We start from the raw sequence: 16,396 nt of genomic DNA, 5'->3' as shown, positions 1-16,396 counted from the left end.
AAGATAATTTTAAAGACGAGGAGATTTTTAAAACCCCCTCGCCATTTTTTCATTTTACCCTTTTATTTATCTGATTTGATGAAAATTGGGTTTGAATAGAACCAAAGATCATTCCATGGATCTTCACCTTTAGGATCTTTTACTGGTTCTAATTGATCAGTGTTAGTACCACGTAAACGAATATAGCTATCTTTGTCCACATCTTTTAAAGTATAAGTAATGGTGATGTATTCACCGTCTTTTTTCCAATCACTTTCTGTGAAACGCTTCACCACTTTGGTTGTAGGATTTGAGGCAGTTGAGCGGTCTTCCACTTTTCCTTTAACTTCTCCCATGATTAAATCAACACGTTGAACATTTGGCTTATCTCCGTGAGAGTTCGCAGTGTTTGGATCTTTGATACGAACTGTTACTGTTACATCAGATTTCTTACTTGGAAGTGTAAGTGTTTCACCGATGGATGCTGTATTTCCTTTTGCCTCTGCATGCAATGGTGATTTGCCTCCTGCTTGTACTCTAACATCAAGTTCTGAGATCAGGTCACCCGTGGTAACAAATACATTACCTTTACGAAGGTTTTCCATTACATCTTGATAATTTTTCTCTGCTTTTACATATGTTTTAGAATATTCACCAGGCCAGAAGTCACTTCCTCCATCACGCCAGTTAACATGTGAGTCAGAAGTAGCCGTAATCCACCAGTGTCTTCCTTCACCTAACATCGAATCCCATAAACCACCAACGATAGCACTCATCTGATCGAAACCACCCATTGTTGGAGCGTTTGTGTTTGAATAACTACCACGAGATCCTTTAAGGTCAAGAGTTCCATCTGGATTAATAGCACTTGCTTGGTGTCCAGGAGCACCTTCCATACCAATAGAGATATTTGGTGCTGTATCATTCCAATTACGGAACTCTTGCGGAGTATCTTGTCCCCATACGCCAACACCTGTCGCTGAACGGGATGGATGATGAGCGATAGAAATTGGAAGCTCGTCCATTTGCTTCATGTAATTCAGAGCTTCAATCATTTTTGATTCCGTATTACGGCTTGGGTCATTTGGATAAGCATCACGAGAATTAAACTTGCTTTCAAGATCATAAAGCACTTGTGATTCTTTTTCACCTTTTGGAATCATTAGAGTGCTGTGGTCAGCTGCTGGTGTGTCAAACTCCATTCCATAGAATTGAAGAACTTCAGGAACAGCTGCACGGGATTTTACTAATTCAGGATAAGCTTGTTCTAAGTTGACCTTGGAATGGTTAGGACCCCCATGATCTGTTGTCATCATCCAATCAAGTCCATACTTTTTACCATTTTCGGCATTTTTAGAGATTGGATAGATAGCATCCCCACCCCTAATTGGAGTTGGAGGATTTGTTGAATTGTCCCAACCTACACTCCATTCACTATGTACATGGTGGTCACCTGCAAGCCATGATGCACCATTCTTTTTCACTTCTTCTTTTGACAATGATTGTGCTTTAGCGTTTTGATTACCACCGTCATTAAATAAAGTTTGGGTTGTTATAGCCGTGGTTGCGAGAACTGTCGTTGCTATGAATGGAATAGCCTTTTTCTTGAACCTAGATTTCATGTTAATTTTCCCCCTTTAAATTAAAATCAATATTAATCATTGAGCATAAGAAGAGTTAGCTACAAACTGCTCTCATTCTTTGATTAAAAATTAATTAAAATTCTCATCAATTTCTAATCTTTCTGACTACTTAAATATAAATTAGAATTGTAAATCTATTATTAATGCACTGTTAAGAATTCCTTAATTTACTAATTTAGTTTGAATGCTAAGTTCCTTCAATAGCAATCCTAGAAACTTCAAACTAGGGGCTCGAATATAAAAAACCTCTACATTTATTGAGAAGAGGTTTTATCATAACGATAAATTACAAATACAAAAAAACTACAGTTACTGAGGAGCCCTTTTTTCAAAGTCGAAAATTAACGATCAACAGGAATGCTATCCTGCCAGTTACCACAATAGAGTAGGAGGGGAAATTTAATCCCCGACCTCTCACACCACCGTACGTACGGTTCCGTATACGGCGGTTCAATCTTTTAAGTATCGTAACTCATAAAGTTGGGATATATCTTTTAATCCCCATTTTGTGAGTTTTTCTTTTGTTATCGCTTGATGCAGAATCTCACTTTTAGATATCCGCCAGTATCCCTTACGGGAGTTTGCTAATTTCATGGCATCATCATGATTAATTCCATATTTACGAAGCATCCTGTACTTTGTCCTTAGCTTTTTCCATCTCTTCCAGATGAGTTGTCTGAGTCGGTGATTTAACCATTTTTGAGTTTTTACAATGAATTTCTTCATTCGGGATATCCCGTAGTAGTTAATCCACCCTATGGTTAATTGGTTTATTTTCGTTACGATTTCTTTGAACTCACCCGGGCATTTTCGACCGGTTATTTTCCTTAGTTTATTTTTAAATCGTTGTTTTGCCGACTCACTTGGTCGGCAACCGACTTTCCCATGAGGTTATGTATATTGAACCCAAGGAATGTAGCCGAAGTTGCACCACACACTGTACTTTTCTTTTGGTTTATAACTAGTCCGAGGTCTTTCTCGATGTAGCTTGCAACGCTGTCCATTACCCTTTCGCCTGCACGTTTACTTTTGACATAGATGACGAAGTCATCCGCATATCTAATAAAACGGTGCCCTCTCTTTTCTAGTTCTCTATCCAGATTGTTCAAATAGACATTTGCTAGAATCGGGGATAACGGACCACCTTGCGGTGCTCCCTCTGTGGTTTCGATATAAATATCTTTGTCAAGAATGCCTGAACGAAGAAATTTCCAAATCAGTTTAAGGACAATTTTATCCGAAATGAACTCCTCTAAATAAGCTCTAACTCTTTGGTGATGAATTGTGTCAAAATAACTTTTCAAGTCACAGTCCACCACTACTCTGTATCCTTCTTGATAATACCGTTCGGCAAGTTTGATTGCCTGGTGGGCATTCTTGCCTTTACGAAAACCAAAGCTATTCTCAGAGAAGTATGGATCTATGATTGGTTCAATTACTTGGAGAATGGCTTGTTGTACCACTCTATCCAATACACATGGTATTCCTAGATATCTTTTGGAACCGTCCGGTTTTGGAATCGCAACCCTTTTGACAGGTTGGGGCTGGTAAGTTCCCTCCATAAGTTTCTGTTTAAGAGGTTGTAAGTATTTTTCCATATGTGATTTCAATTGATATACGGTAATCCCATCAACCCCGGGGGCTCCTTTGTTACTTTTCACTTTTTCATAAGCGTTCCAAAGATTCTCGTTTGCGATAACTTTATTGATTAAATTGATACCATCTTGTTCTTTCATACCCATGTTGGCATCCCTACGCACTCCTATGTAACCTTCGGTTTCCAACCTATTTCTTCATAGGTAGCCATCTTTTGGTCTATACCGCGATGTTTTCTGCGATTAGGCGGGGTGCCTACACCTCCTTGTTTTCCAAGATTTAAGATTGTTCAGTCCTTCATTTCCACTGGAAACTACTATGACCTCTGCTGACTTCTCACGATAAATCTTTTTTCAACCGAGCGAGTTCGCTCGTTCGTGAGACCTCCCCGGGTAAGAGCGATAACCTTCTTCTCATGTAACTGCTATATTTACTGTATGGGGTTCGGGCAGTATTGGACTTTATCTTGCTATGCAGATTCGTCCTCCCCAATTCAGCCTTGTATATAGTTTCTGTTCGTCAGTTCGAGAATTTGCCTCCAGCTTCCTTCAGATTCCACCTCACGGTGGACACCCTTGCTATTGGCTAACAGTTCCTACTGCCAAGCCTGTAGTGGACTTTCACCACCAAGTTATCGCCCATGCCGGGCGCACATAAGAAAAGGGAAATGCCGCAGCATTCCCCTCTTTTACATAAGCACCCGTAGTTGAACAAGGAAAATTACTCTAAATACTCGTGACTTAGACTTGGATTTAAATATCTTCCCATTCCTGTTTTCAGCTTTTTTAATCCAAGTTTTTGATAAAATCCTTCATTACCAGTTGTTGATATTAAATGTACACAAGAAACATTTCTAAGCTTATCCAATAAAAACTCCATTATTTTTTTAGCTATTCCTTGCCTTTGAAAATCTCGATGAACGACTACATCATAAATTGCGGCATTAAAAACGCCATCTGTCATTCCTCTGCCAATTCCAATAATTCTTCCATTGACCTTAACTAAGGCTATGACATTACTTTCATCGAATATTTTTCTAATGATCTCGTTTGTATGTTTCGTCCACCCAACTGAAGCATAAATTTCCTTCATTTCATCGAGATTTGAATTGGTGAAATCACTTTGAATTTCTATATCCATTTATACTCCCCCTATAATACGCATATCTAAGTTTTTAAATTTTACCATAATTTCAGTGGTTTTTTTTAAACTAATCTCCTAGTTAACTTATGTACATTTCTTCTCAATCTTCACAACACAATTTAATAGGTTATTCCACAATCTGGCCTGTTTGTGGAATAACAATCGTCTGCTCCAGTAGAGGGAATCTAAGTAAAAAATGAACCTCGAAATACAAAAATGTCAATAATTTGTAACAATTAGAATCGGCATAAGGATATGAGCATGTTATAATCGTCCTTGTTAGAAATAACCATACTCCTATTCACTTCAATTGCTTCTAAAGTCACTTATCCATTCACAAAACACGGGGGTATAAATTTATCTTTTAATTGGGGGATTTATTTAATGTGGGTAATTACTGTCCATTCAAAAGAACAAACTAGAATGTTTGAGTTTGACACAGAAAGAGAAGCAAGAGAAACTTTCGAGAAAATTCAGGGTAACAAAGTCCTTTCAGAGGTTATCTATTTCAATGATTCTTACTTAGCAATCGCTGCTGTTTAGGATTCTTACCACGATTTATTCATTTAAAAAATTGAGTAAGCGAATGTAACCTAATCGTTAATACGTTGTTGTAAAAAGCCCTCTGATTTCTGTTGAATTGGAGGGCTTTACTTTTTGAACAATGACACCATTAGTTCTTTATTACTGCACTTCCCATTTGAATTTTCCATTATACTGTCATGGTAGTTGAATAATTTTTTCTAATTTTGTATTAAAGAATTGTTCTTAATCATTTCTTCTACATAAGTTTGTAAATTAGTATATGGTGAGTGTCCTTCTAGGAATTGAAATACTTCAGATAAGGGTGAAATAACAATATCCCTCTTTTGGGAATAAAGAACACTTTGATTCTCTCTACTATCTAATCCAGCAAAATTAACAGAATACTCTTTTACTGAATCGATCTCGTACCAGTTAAAGTCCTGGTTTATTTTACGTTTAATCACTTCCCCAATGTATGCACCAATTCGACGCACGAAATTATCTTTGTGCTCATTCAGAATCTTAGTATTCATTAATCTTTTTGAGTACATATCAATAAATCGTATGCTTCCAATAGTGAAATCTAAATTTTCTTTCGTAAGGTTCTCTTTATCCCAAGGATCATCTGAAACATCCTGATACATTAATTTCGCTATACCTTTTAAATTATCTTTCCTTAATGAGGGATTTCTACTAAATATCAATGGTGCAAAGTTTACATAAATAGAACTCAAAAAGGCACCTATAATAATACTTATATAATTAAATTTACCATATTTTTCATTAAGGGAACCTTTCTCTAACTCTAAGATGAATGTAAAGAGAGCGATTATTAAAATTAAAACAGTTCTGGTGAATTTAAATTTATACTTTCGAGGCTTACCAAGTAATTTGTTATGAAATATTTTGTGATGAAAATTGGTTTTATTTATCAACCAATCAAAGATGCCATAAAAAATAACAAATATTATAGAAAACGCAAGAAATTTCATTTTTACATACCTCTTCTCAAGCTAGCTTTTACATTGTTATTAACCAGCGTATTCTACTATACTCATCATTTTTTGCATACGGAAATTTAATCCTTTATTTAATACCCCTTGTTGACCTAACCTGCCCCAAAGTTGAATAAGGTATATTTCACTTCACGTTTTCGTTTTGACAAAAGACAAAGTGATCATCTGGCCCCAAGATGTGCAGATGACCACAAAAAAGCAATGCTGAAAAAATGCATTGTTATTCTTCAAGTCTTGCACCCGTTACTTTAAGTGCATTCTTTCACATTCTAAATCCTAGTTTTCATACAATGATTCATCAACTTCAACAGTATATCAGATTAATCAACCACAAGTTTTTATGTAATGAATCAGCATATAATACTACCTCAAAGTGAAATAGGCACTTAAATCAGTGACAATGACCTAACAGAAATCATAATTTGTTGAAGAGAGTACAGGTATATATAATGGTTTCATTTAAACGAAACTGACGAATAACCCTCGTTCATCTCTCTATATAGGTGTATGACTAACCTAATTAATAAATACAAATGGAGGAAAAAATGCAGAATCTTCAAAATGAACTTCAAATGTTAGGAATGGATAATTTCCAAGTTGGTAATTTAATTACCATTGATCCAAACATCAATGATCCGCGTCATTTTGGCGGAATGCGTTGCGGCGGCGGTATGCGTTGTGGTGGTGGCATGATGTGTGGTGGAATGCGTTGCGGCGGTATGCGTTGCGGGGGCTTTCGTTGTGGAGGATTCCGATGTTTCGGTTGCTTCGGCTGCTTCGGCTGTGGCGGCTGTGGCGGCTGTGGTAGTTGTTATAGCGGATACAACGATTACAACGGTTACAACGGTTGGTACAATTACTAATTTACAAAAGAAAAAATGGATATCTATTGAAATAAAGTGCCCATGCATAATTTGCCGCAAGGGCACTTCTTTCCTGATTATAATCTTGGACAAAAAATCGTACATTAACTGATGGTGCACAATCGTAACCATTAGGAATTCGTTCTTTCACTAACCTGCCCCGTTAGCTCAATTAAAAAAGGCTGCCACAGCAACCTCCCCTTCTTAAATTCAAACACCCGTTAGCGTTAACTTAAGCTGTTTATTCATTATTAATCTTCATCTTTGTTTCTTTGGTCCGACCAATCCCAATAGGCATCATAAACCTCATCGTGGAGAAATCCTTCGTTCTCTTCTTCTTCATTAGGCTCGCTTAGTGTTAATCCAAGCCAAGTATCATCAAGCTCAACAACTTCTGGGTCTCTTACAGCGTCCAATAAGGAAAAAACATCGTGAAATGCCCCAAGAATAGTATCTCTAACTGTTTTTTAAATAGCTAATAAGGCTACATCATCAAATTTATATTTTTTTAAAGCAGCTACTACTTCTTCGCTCAATTTAAACTCAGCCCATACAACCGTTGTCACCCACAAGTGACAAGTGATGCCACTTCCTATCTTACATTTTATATCTTTGAATTGTATGAATAAAAAAATGACTCAGTCGGTCCCATATAGACCTTCCGAGTCAGCCTAAAATATGATTTATGTTATTTACTATTCACAACAATGTTGTTACCCTGTTTTTCCATTGACCAACCAAGTATATCAACTGCAGACTTAAGCGGAATATAGGTGATACCTGTTTCACTCTTGATAGCAGGTGTTATAAGATGTACTGGTTTATTATCTACAAACGCTGTACTCCCCTGCACCTTCCATTCAATGTCTTTTTGATTTGTTGTTAGGACCAGACGATTTTCTTTTGTTTGAGTCACTGAACCATTAATGCTACGGGCAAAATCGTCTAATGGGACCATTACATTACCTTTTTTGTCTACAAATGACGCCTCACCAGGATGGCTTACGCCCAATAAGGCATTGTTTAGCTGTACTTCAACAACTGGCCCATTGGAAGACTTGGCAGTTAAATCACCATCGTTAAACATGTAAGGCAAGAAATTAGGATGTTCAAAATCAAACATATCTAACATATTGTTGGCATTTGCATCCTTGCTGTTCAATGCAGGTAAACCATAGTTCCATTCCAGGAACTTCAAAACCGAAGCATGGTCATATTGAACGTGGCTTACATAGTTCTCTTTTGCATATGGGGAGATGACCATTGCCGGAATGCGTGGTCCATCACCTTTTAATCCATCCGCGTTAGGATTTACAGTTGGAGGGGCGATATGATCAAAGAATCCGCCGCCTTCATCATACGTAACAATAATGGCTGTATCTTTCCAATATGGGCTGCTCATGATTTTGTTAATCGTATTTACTGTAAATTCTTCTGCTGATGGAGTACTTTGGTTTCCAGTACCAGGATGTTCATCATCTCCATAACCAGCCTTTATAAAACTAACCGCAGGAAGATTGTCATTATCGATATCCTTTGCGAAGTTATTGTAATCTTTTAGATTATTATCATATTTCCCATCCTCATAGTTTTGGAAATACTGGAACGGGTTATGGTGCGGTGAATACGTCTTTGCTTCAGCTGAAGCCGGATCTGCTTTTGCAGCATCCCATCCCCCAGCATACCATGCCCAGGATTGGTTCGATGCGCTTAACTCATCGCCAATATTTTTGTAAGTGAGATTATATTTTAGTCCATTGGTGCTATCCCCGCCAAATGGACCGTTTTTAGGAGATGGGTCACCCGTAATTTGAGCCTTAGGATTTGTGTTTGTATTCGTGGTTTCATTTCCGTTTCCAGATTGCGCTGCCACTAAATAGAATGCACCTGGCGTTGACGGTCCATAAACAGGCTGAAAATAGTTGTCCGCCATCGCGAAATGTTGAGCATACTGCCAATAAGCAGGAATTTCATTGTAATCAAAATAAGACATAGATAGTAAACCCTTGTCATTTGTATCAGTAGGCTTGCCACTATCATGATTCACCTGATAGAACTTATCCATTTTTCCTTCATCGGCCATGGAGATCATAGCTGTATAACCATGATTTACATCTGTTTCTTGGATTTCACCCTTACCTGCATCATGCCAAGGATATACCGGATTTCCATTTGAATCAGGGTTATAGACATTCCCGTTAACATCTCTTGGTACACTACCTGTTACATATTTGAAATTTCTAACATCCTTAGGTGTTCCGGGAAGTGATTTAAATCCACGAGCATAAGGATATGTTCCAAAATAATTATCAAACGTACGGTTCTCCTGAAAAATTACTACTGTATGTTTTATCGGGGAAACTGTTTTTAATTCAGGAGCAAATTGCTTTTCTACTGATGCGGTTTTAGGAACCTCAGCGTTTACCTTCCCAACAAAAGGTGCTGCCATAAGCGATAATACTGTTAATGATAATGTGACTGTACGTATTCCTTTTCTCAATTAGAATCTCCTCCACGAATCTCTAAATATTATTTCTTTCAATAATATTTAACTAAAAGAATGTAAAGTAATAGGAAAGAGAGTGTAAATGAAGTGTAAAAAATCATTAGAATCTGATGAGAAATAATAATAACTATCTTGGAGAGATACGTGGGCTTAAAGGAAGAAAGGAACGCTCAACCAACTAGAATTTTGGATGTGCGTATATCTCATTAAAGACACAAGAAATGGCAATCGCTACATTGGAGATATATGAGATAGGTACTTTTTTATTAAACCAAACCTTTTTTGGGTTATACTTTTAAGAAGGAGAGATTTACTATGGTGAGAGTTATATCTATTCATTCAGCCAATCATCCACTATTTTTGATTACAGACGTAGAACAAAGAGCTGTTTTAAACTATGCTTCTTTAAAGGGAAATTCAAATAAATACTATATCATAGAATTTCATCAAGGAGATGGGGATTACCCTTTTCGCATCTATACAGAATATGGGCGTATAGGTAGGAATCCTCGCAAAGAAGGAAGATTTTTTAATAGTAGGTTGTCTGCCAAAGAGGAATTTAATCATATTCTTTCTTCAAAACGTGCAAAAGGATATGAACATATTTTGGTCGATGATGATGATTTCTTTATTCCTACAGTGACTCAACTCCCAATCAAAACGAGTTCAATGGATTCACTCAAAGGAAAAGAAAAAATGGTAGGCATTATCGAAGAAAAACAACAAGAAGAAACCAGAACGTCCTATTCCCCACTCGAACCACTTGGAAAACTATCAGATACCCAAATAGCGAGAGGGTTTCAAATATTGGATAAAATAGAAGAAAAGTTACATTCAGGTTCTAATGATTTTGATAATTTATCGAATCAATTTTATTCTATTATTCCTACATTTTTTGGAAATAAAATCGATTATCATCAATTCATCATTAATAACTTTTCTAAACTTGTTGAAAAGAGGAATTTATTAGAAGGCTTGAATTTGGCAACAAAAGCAGAAAATTCGTTTGAGTACACATACACATCCACTCAGCGTCATCACAACACATTGCATTTTCGAACAAAAGAATACAATCGATTAATTGATAATACCCACGATACCAAACATCACCTTCTTGATGACCATCAAGAACTTTTACAAACAATGATTCATCGTTATTTTAATGAATAAAAAGCACAGGTTCAGATTTCCTGTGCCTCCCCCTTTTCTATTCGCATGTAAACTTCATTTATTGAAATCCCCACCAACTACGTTTCTATCTTTCTTATCATAATAATGGATAAGGGGCAAGGGGAGGTTCTTCCCTTGCGGGTTTGGGCAGGGCCCAAGGTTTGCAGGGTTGGAGATCGTTCGGATATAAAGAAAAAACTTCACAAAGGCCTCAAAAAATTGTTCGTCTTTTGTACCAAAATGAAGTTTCGGCATCAGTACTTAAAAGTTATGAAGCTATTTTTAATTTAGTAAACTTAAGTAGAGGTCCCTGTAATCTAACTGTTGTTCTTCATTAATAAAACTGTTGTTTTTCATTCATAAAACTGTAACCAAGCCCTGATATAGTAAATATGACCAATTCCAAAGATAACATTTTTCCCTAATAAAAAGCCGGACTTCCTGTGATATGAGGAAAGCCGGCTTTTTAATTCCCTTATCAGCCTGAACAGTACACCGTATAAAACCAATTGAGTGGATATCTTGGCCGTCCGTATTTGTAGGGATGCAGAAGACCAGCAATTTAACAGTAATTCTAGGGTTTTAGAGTGGCTTTTTTCCTGTTCCTCATCCCTTATAGCTTCTAGGTTTACCCAATATTGTTTTCCTTCAAGTTCATATAAAAAAGTCTGGTGCTTGACGAATGTGATGATGATGACGATAAAGGGGAATATGAATAAAGTTTCCCCTAAATATGGGTGATGTTTTTCTGTGTTCTTATTGAACTAATCTGCCACGTTAGTGGAACAAGAAAAAAGGCTGCCGTAGCAACCTGATCTTATTCAACTCTAGCACCCAATAGTTTAAGTACAATATTTCACAATCTGTCATCCATATCCTGTACTATTTTTTTCTGCTTGTACAGGTGTGCATAGTAGGTAATCACCTAATTTGAATAAAGATAAGCTCTTTCCTAGTTATAGGTCATATCATGAAATAGACTAGACATACTCCCTCAAATAAGTAGGTGAAAACATGAATTTAGATATGAGATCCTATATGCCTTATTATTATGGAACAGGCTATATGCCATATCCTTACTACGGAACCCATATGGGATACGGATATCCTTCTTATGGAATTGGGTACCATCCTCATTATCATCATACGCAAGACACAACTTTTGCCGTTCCTTTTAGATACCCAACCTCTTTTTTGTTACCATAACAGGGATTTTAGGAAGTACGCAAACTAAAAACCCCTTGGACGTGAACTGCACTGCACCCCAATTGTTTGACACAAATAACAATTGGAGGTGTAGTTTTTTATGGGGAAGTTTTCATTTGAAGTTAAACTGAAGGCGGTTCATGTACCACTAAAATTTCTCTTATTAAACTATCCTGGCACTTTAGTTGAAGAAGAAAAAGGCTGGCTTTTTGTGCCTTTGCTTTAAGGAAATCATCCGTTACTTTATAAGAAGCAAAAAAACCGATTTATGAAATCGGTTTTAAAGTGAACGTTTTAACTTTATAAAAAATTATTAGGTGAAGAGTTGACTAATTGCACTAAATAATTTTATCTGGGATTGAATTCCCATTATTACCTTTTACCCCCTCTTTTGCCTTTACTGCCTTTTGAACCGCTGCTACCTTTTGAACCTTTACTCCCTTTTGAACCGCTGCTGCCTTTTGAACCTTTACTCCCTTTTGTACCGCTACTGCCGCTGGATCCGCTGCTACTGCTACTGGATCTCCTTCTGCAATGACTGCCGCTGGATCCGCTGCTACTGCTGCTGGATCTCCTTTTACCATGACTGCCGCTGGATCCGCTGCTACTGCTACTGGATCTCCTTCTGCCATGACTGCCGCTGGATCCGCTGCTACTGCTGCTGGATCTCCTTTTGCCATGACTGCCGCTGGATCCGCTGCTACTGCTACTGCTGCTGGATCTCCTTCTGCCATGACTGCCGCTGGATCCGCTGCTACTGCTACTGCTGCTGGATCTCCTTCTGCCGTGACTGCCGCTGGACCCGCTGCTACCGTGACTACCGCTGGACCCGCTGCTACCGTGACTGCCGCTGGACCCGCTGCTACCGTGACTGCCGCTGGACCCGCTGCTACCGTGACTGCCACTGGACCCGCTGCTACCGTGACTGCCACTGGACCCGCTGCTACCGTGACTGCCACTGGACCCGCTGCTGCCTTTTTTACCTTTGCTACCTTTTGACTTAGGTCCTTTTCCTAACTTTGCTTTAACTTCTACTGGATTACTATCAAGAAAATCAACTACACCATTTTCCTTTGCTACAGAAAGCAATTGTTCCATGTCAAGTTTTAAAACCATTTAACCAACCTCTTTCAATAAATTATTGTTCACCTGATAAATTATGAAAAAAAAATTATATGGTAACTGAAAAAAGAAAAAGCGGCTTCATTGACAGCCTCGATCTTCTACTCTTTCACACGTTAGCTCAATAATCGGTAAAAATTAACACATTAATTAACAAAGCTTAATAATAAGACCTATGTAATCCTTTTAAGACAATTTAAAACCCCTGAAGATATTGCTCCAAGGGTTAAATCCATTTTGTAAGTTAACAACAGTACCCGTGATGGAATCCATGATGATCGTGGAAAGGACAGCCACCATAACCCATACCGTAACCAAAGAATTGTCTTTCCATTTTATATCTCCGCCTCAAATTGTTTCAAAAATAGTGTATGTGTCCATGTTTAAAAAGGTATAGATATTTGCCAATTTGTAAGATGTATTCTTGGCTGTTATTTTATTTGCGGTATAGTATCTCCTCATTGTACTTGTGTTCACAAGGCAATTAGCAACAGTCAAAAATTCACTACCTTCTTGTTAAACTAACCTGCCCCTTTAGTGCAATAAGAAAAGCTGCCTTAATGACAGCTCGATCTGTAACTCTTGTACCCTTTAGTTTAAGTGTAAACCTTCACAAACTCTTTGGTGGAAGTAAATCTTATTTGAAGAATCCCCATAATAAGGTAATAATGGTACATTAGCATTACTACTTTACCTTGCGTGTGCTTTCATCACCGAGCCATACCATCAATATTTTGTAAAAGGCAATCGTGTAATGAAACAAGGAAGTAACTGACCTTTAATTGAAATTTATGAATCGATTTCAATATATTGTAAAAAATAAAAAAAGACAGCGGAGGTTACACATGTTAGATGATAAAAGTCCTTTAAGTGCATCGGAGATTGGAATGCTTTGGCTTACATACATGGAAAAAACAATGATTCTAAGAATTACGGAATACTTCTTGGAAAAAGCAGATGACAAGGAAGCAAGAAACCTTTTAGGGATATGCTGGCAAGAAGTCAGTTTTTATACAGAGTTGATGAAAAATCTTTTCGAACAGCAAGGAATTGCCGTTCCGATTGGATTTACAAAACAAGATGTTAACTTAGACGCTCCAAAATTATACGACAACGGGTTTGACATTATGCTCCTTCGCGTTTTAAAAGAAATGAGCATGGGCTTATACACCATCAGTATGAATATGGCTTACCATGTCGATGTCATGACAATATTTGAAGGGCTGAATGTGGTTACTCTCAAAATTTATAAACTAGCTACTCTTTATTTGCTAAGAAAAGGGATTCTTACCCTTCCTCCAAAAGTAACGATGCCAAAAACGGTCCTTCAACGATATTGAATTGGGCATCTTGCACCACGGAATTGAATCTAATAATGTTGGATTGCAGTTGATGACTGGTTTTTCCCAATGTGCCCTGGACAAAGAAGTAAAACAATATTGTGTAAAAGGGATGGAACTTGCGAAGAAACAAATTCAAACCTTTGAGGAAATGCTTATAAAGGCAAATGTTCATTTCTCTGCTACTTCTGGAAGTACAGTCACTACATCCACAGTCTCGCCGTTTTCTGACAAACTGATGATGCACTGTATCGCCTTCCTCAACGGATTCGCCATTGTAGGAATGAGTTTTGGGACATATTTCAGCTTAAGAAGAGATTTAACAATGCAATCAACATTAATTGCCAAGGATGTCTTTTTCTACGGTGAAGAAGGAATTAACATTATGATAAAAAAAGGGTGGTTTGAAGAGCCTCCACAAATGGAGGACCGTACTCAAATCATTACAAACAATCAATAAATATAATTTTTATGCACAGAATAATGGTGATGTTATTTTTAACACTAAATCTCAATGTGGGGGGATATCTTTGAAAAAACTTATTCGCTAATAGAAAAGAAAGTATCTCAAATAAGATCAATAATAGCCTTAATAGCACTTGTGTTTTATGGAAAATTAGTGAAGGACCTTCTATGTGGACAGAAACCGATGCATTTGGAAATAAAACAGGAGTTTCTGGAATGGAATTTACTTTTAGATATACTTATAATGATGGCTTTATAACACCTGCTCCTGACACTTTCAAGGAAACAAAGCGTGTTCCTGGAGATGCAAATACTATTAATAAAGAAGATGTGTATCGAAATTCTAATGCAGCACTTAATTGTTTAAATTTTAGTAATGGATTTAAGCAAAAACGATCTCAAGCTTTAAATTATCTTATAACTCCAATTGAAAGGTCAATTACGACATACCAAAATATTGCAACACTAATTAGAAACCATATAACTCATTAGCTCTATTTTTGTAAAATTCATCATTATTCCCTCTAATGAAACAAAGAGCATCATAGCGATGGTCTTTGTTATTCGAATATTCATCCACTAACCAGCTTCGTTAGTGGAAAAAAAGAGTCGTAGCTACGACTCTTTGTTAAACTCAAGCACCCGTTAGTGGAACAAGGACTTCTCATTTAGTGCATATTTATTTCGTAATACACATTTGTCAAAAGGTCTTGATTAGCAACGGACAGATTTTTTCACAATATATGGAATAAAATAATATAACTAAGAGCAAGGTTAGCCTTCCACATACATTGAGATTACATCAATACCTTGCTTCTTTTTTATAGCTACAAGACTAATGCCCAAGAATTACTTGCTATTTCCCATAGAATAGAGTGTCAAATAATAATTGCCAACCAGTTATGAATTTTGAAGGCATCAAAAGTGCCTTTTTTTTTGCGACACCTATTTGCTTTCAGATTCCATATTCAAGGATTGTACTCAACTAAGAAAAAAACATCCATATATATTATTGGGTAGTTTTTTCTCATTTCAAATGAGAAAAAGCTGCTTTCCAGCCACTCTAATTTATACGAATTAGGAGATTCCCTAATTGTATGCTACACTTAGTTTACCATTTGATTTACTGTTTTCATGTTCCCCACTCATTCGTGAGTGGGGTTTTTGTTTTTTAAGAAAAATAAAAAACAGACTCTACTATAAGAGCCTGTTTAAAGGATTCTATAATTAAGCTTTGTGTACGTTAACTGCTTGAGGTCCACGTTGACCTTTTTCAAGGTCAAAAGTCACTTCTTGACCTTCTTCTAATGTTTTGTACCCTTCGCCTTGAATCGCTGAGAAATGAACGAATACATCTTCTCCACCTTCACGTTCGATGAATCCGAAGCCTTTTTCGCCATTAAACCATTTTACTTTACCTTTTTCCATGTTTGTTACCTCCTAGTGTGTAAACACACACAATGTAATACTATCCTTGCTCTCAGTGATCATCAAGACGAAAAGTTCAAACTCATACAAATCCTTTACACCGAACAAAAATAATTCTATTTAATCATAGCATTTTTTGTAAGATATTGCAAGAAGACAAAAAATCCAACACAAAAACTGTTTTGAGGCTTGCTATTTCTTAAATATTATCATTGCAGAATATTTTGTATCTGGATAAACCCCATACTCTGTATGGGTGCTTACAGCAAGAGGAACAGAATTGTATTTAACATCTATAAGCTTTCCTTCCTCTAATGAGCCAACAAACTCATTAACTACTCGAATAAGTTCTTCGAAGTCTGTACTTTGAAAACCTTTTACCTCATACATTTAT

Annotated in this window: 18 protein-coding genes; 8 read left to right on the top strand and 10 right to left on the bottom strand. The window is 36.9% G+C overall.

Translation table 11 applies throughout. The annotated features are described in order from the left end of the window. Positions 1–62: 62 nt before the first annotated feature. The 4 genes from RCG21_RS16520 to RCG21_RS16505 all read right to left on the bottom strand — a co-directional run bounded on the left by RCG21_RS16520 (position 63) and on the right by RCG21_RS16505 (position 4,358). Complete coding sequence (locus RCG21_RS16520; RefSeq protein WP_133340525.1) at positions 63–1,601, bottom strand: CehA/McbA family metallohydrolase domain-containing protein; 1,539 nt, start codon at positions 1,599–1,601, stop codon at positions 63–65. Between the two features lie 471 nt (positions 1,602–2,072). After that, positions 2,073–2,444, bottom strand: a complete 372-nt coding sequence (locus RCG21_RS16515; RefSeq protein ID WP_308914268.1) for a group II intron maturase-specific domain-containing protein — start codon at positions 2,442–2,444, stop codon at positions 2,073–2,075. 5 nt (positions 2,445–2,449) lie between these two features. Beyond that, positions 2,450–3,364, bottom strand: coding sequence for a group II intron reverse transcriptase/maturase (gene ltrA / locus RCG21_RS16510; protein WP_308913412.1), 915 nt, complete (start codon positions 3,362–3,364; stop codon positions 2,450–2,452). A 574-nt stretch (positions 3,365–3,938) separates the two neighbouring features. After that, entirely contained in the window at positions 3,939–4,358 is a 420-nt protein-coding gene (locus tag RCG21_RS16505; RefSeq protein ID WP_308913411.1) for a GNAT family N-acetyltransferase, read from the bottom strand. A 387-nt stretch (positions 4,359–4,745) separates the two neighbouring features. On the opposite strand from RCG21_RS16505, the gene RCG21_RS16500 reads away from it, so the two are divergent. Continuing rightward, complete coding sequence (locus RCG21_RS16500) at positions 4,746–4,904, top strand: hypothetical protein (protein WP_165976422.1); 159 nt, start codon at positions 4,746–4,748, stop codon at positions 4,902–4,904. Positions 4,905–5,104: 200 nt separating this feature from the next. Here RCG21_RS16500 and RCG21_RS16495 read toward each other — a convergent pair whose 3' ends face one another. Beyond that, positions 5,105–5,878, bottom strand: coding sequence for a hypothetical protein (locus RCG21_RS16495; RefSeq protein ID WP_308913410.1), 774 nt, complete (start codon positions 5,876–5,878; stop codon positions 5,105–5,107). A 569-nt stretch (positions 5,879–6,447) separates the two neighbouring features. Here RCG21_RS16495 and RCG21_RS16490 point away from each other — a divergent pair. Then, complete coding sequence (locus tag RCG21_RS16490) at positions 6,448–6,765, top strand: heterocycloanthracin/sonorensin family bacteriocin (RefSeq protein ID WP_133340199.1); 318 nt, start codon at positions 6,448–6,450, stop codon at positions 6,763–6,765. A gap of 251 nt (positions 6,766–7,016) precedes the next feature. On the opposite strand, the gene RCG21_RS16485 is transcribed toward RCG21_RS16490, so the two are convergent. Next, positions 7,017–7,181: a hypothetical protein gene (locus RCG21_RS16485; RefSeq protein WP_308913409.1), complete on the bottom strand. Its 165-nt coding sequence runs from the start codon at positions 7,179–7,181 to the stop codon at positions 7,017–7,019. 272 nt (positions 7,182–7,453) lie between these two features. Further along, complete coding sequence (locus RCG21_RS16480) at positions 7,454–9,265, bottom strand: phospholipase C (RefSeq protein ID WP_133340197.1); 1,812 nt, start codon at positions 9,263–9,265, stop codon at positions 7,454–7,456. A gap of 321 nt (positions 9,266–9,586) precedes the next feature. Between RCG21_RS16480 and RCG21_RS16475 the strand changes: the two genes are divergently transcribed. The 3 genes from RCG21_RS16475 (at position 9,587) to RCG21_RS16465 (ending at position 11,873) form a co-directional block, all read left to right on the top strand. Further along, a complete protein-coding gene (locus RCG21_RS16475) occupies positions 9,587–10,441 on the top strand; it encodes a WGR domain-containing protein (protein WP_308913408.1) in 855 nt (284 codons plus the stop codon). Positions 10,442–11,455: 1,014 nt separating this feature from the next. Beyond that, positions 11,456–11,647, top strand: coding sequence for a hypothetical protein (locus tag RCG21_RS16470; RefSeq protein ID WP_133340193.1), 192 nt, complete (start codon positions 11,456–11,458; stop codon positions 11,645–11,647). A gap of 100 nt (positions 11,648–11,747) precedes the next feature. Then, a complete protein-coding gene (locus RCG21_RS16465) occupies positions 11,748–11,873 on the top strand; it encodes a hypothetical protein (protein WP_308913407.1) in 126 nt (41 codons plus the stop codon). A 112-nt stretch (positions 11,874–11,985) separates the two neighbouring features. On the opposite strand, the gene RCG21_RS16460 is transcribed toward RCG21_RS16465, so the two are convergent. Next, positions 11,986–12,606: a hypothetical protein gene (locus tag RCG21_RS16460; protein WP_308913406.1), complete on the bottom strand. Its 621-nt coding sequence runs from the start codon at positions 12,604–12,606 to the stop codon at positions 11,986–11,988. Positions 12,607–13,614: 1,008 nt separating this feature from the next. On the opposite strand from RCG21_RS16460, the gene RCG21_RS16455 reads away from it, so the two are divergent. The 3 genes from RCG21_RS16455 to RCG21_RS16445 all read left to right on the top strand — a co-directional run bounded on the left by RCG21_RS16455 (position 13,615) and on the right by RCG21_RS16445 (position 15,066). Then, a complete protein-coding gene (locus RCG21_RS16455; RefSeq protein WP_308913405.1) occupies positions 13,615–14,109 on the top strand; it encodes a DUF3231 family protein in 495 nt (164 codons plus the stop codon). A 1-nt stretch (position 14,110) separates the two neighbouring features. After that, positions 14,111–14,569: a DUF3231 family protein gene (locus RCG21_RS16450; protein WP_308913404.1), complete on the top strand. Its 459-nt coding sequence runs from the start codon at positions 14,111–14,113 to the stop codon at positions 14,567–14,569. A gap of 173 nt (positions 14,570–14,742) precedes the next feature. Continuing rightward, positions 14,743–15,066, top strand: a complete 324-nt coding sequence (locus tag RCG21_RS16445) for a hypothetical protein (RefSeq protein WP_308913403.1) — start codon at positions 14,743–14,745, stop codon at positions 15,064–15,066. A 735-nt stretch (positions 15,067–15,801) separates the two neighbouring features. Here the strand turns inward: RCG21_RS16445 and RCG21_RS16440 are convergent. Continuing rightward, positions 15,802–16,002 (bottom strand): cold-shock protein, encoded by a 201-nt coding sequence (locus tag RCG21_RS16440; RefSeq protein ID WP_133340187.1) that lies wholly within the window; start codon positions 16,000–16,002, stop codon positions 15,802–15,804. A 192-nt stretch (positions 16,003–16,194) separates the two neighbouring features. Beyond that, positions 16,195–16,392: a sporulation protein Cse60 gene (locus RCG21_RS16435; protein ID WP_133340185.1), complete on the bottom strand. Its 198-nt coding sequence runs from the start codon at positions 16,390–16,392 to the stop codon at positions 16,195–16,197. Positions 16,393–16,396: the final 4 nt, after the last annotated feature.

The organism is Bacillus salipaludis (assembly GCF_030938565.1).
GTDB classification, from domain to species: Bacteria; Bacillota; Bacilli; order Bacillales; family Cytobacillaceae; genus Neobacillus; species Neobacillus salipaludis_A.
This window is presented reverse-complemented; position numbering and strand designations above follow the sequence as displayed.

What these genes read in the sequence shown, in the direction of transcription:
- RCG21_RS16475 (WP_308913408.1), top strand. Translation starts at nt 9,587, where the DNA reads ATGGTGAGAGTTATATCTATTCATTCAGCCAATCATCCACTATTTTTG.
- RCG21_RS16490 (WP_133340199.1), top strand. Translation starts at nt 6,448, where the DNA reads ATGCAGAATCTTCAAAATGAACTTCAAATGTTAGGAATGGATAATTTC.
- RCG21_RS16435 (WP_133340185.1), bottom strand. Translation starts at nt 16,392, where the DNA reads ATGTATGAGGTAAAAGGTTTTCAAAGTACAGACTTCGAAGAACTTATT.
- RCG21_RS16500 (WP_165976422.1), top strand. Translation starts at nt 4,746, where the DNA reads ATGTGGGTAATTACTGTCCATTCAAAAGAACAAACTAGAATGTTTGAG.
- RCG21_RS16440 (WP_133340187.1), bottom strand. Translation starts at nt 16,002, where the DNA reads ATGGAAAAAGGTAAAGTAAAATGGTTTAATGGCGAAAAAGGCTTCGGA.
- RCG21_RS16520 (WP_133340525.1), bottom strand. Translation starts at nt 1,601, where the DNA reads ATGAAATCTAGGTTCAAGAAAAAGGCTATTCCATTCATAGCAACGACA.
- RCG21_RS16505 (WP_308913411.1), bottom strand. Translation starts at nt 4,358, where the DNA reads ATGGATATAGAAATTCAAAGTGATTTCACCAATTCAAATCTCGATGAA.
- ltrA (WP_308913412.1), bottom strand. Translation starts at nt 3,364, where the DNA reads ATGGGTATGAAAGAACAAGATGGTATCAATTTAATCAATAAAGTTATC.
- RCG21_RS16470 (WP_133340193.1), top strand. Translation starts at nt 11,456, where the DNA reads ATGAATTTAGATATGAGATCCTATATGCCTTATTATTATGGAACAGGC.
- RCG21_RS16455 (WP_308913405.1), top strand. Translation starts at nt 13,615, where the DNA reads ATGTTAGATGATAAAAGTCCTTTAAGTGCATCGGAGATTGGAATGCTT.
- RCG21_RS16495 (WP_308913410.1), bottom strand. Translation starts at nt 5,878, where the DNA reads ATGAAATTTCTTGCGTTTTCTATAATATTTGTTATTTTTTATGGCATC.
- RCG21_RS16445 (WP_308913403.1), top strand. Translation starts at nt 14,743, where the DNA reads ATGTGGACAGAAACCGATGCATTTGGAAATAAAACAGGAGTTTCTGGA.
- RCG21_RS16465 (WP_308913407.1), top strand. Translation starts at nt 11,748, where the DNA reads ATGGGGAAGTTTTCATTTGAAGTTAAACTGAAGGCGGTTCATGTACCA.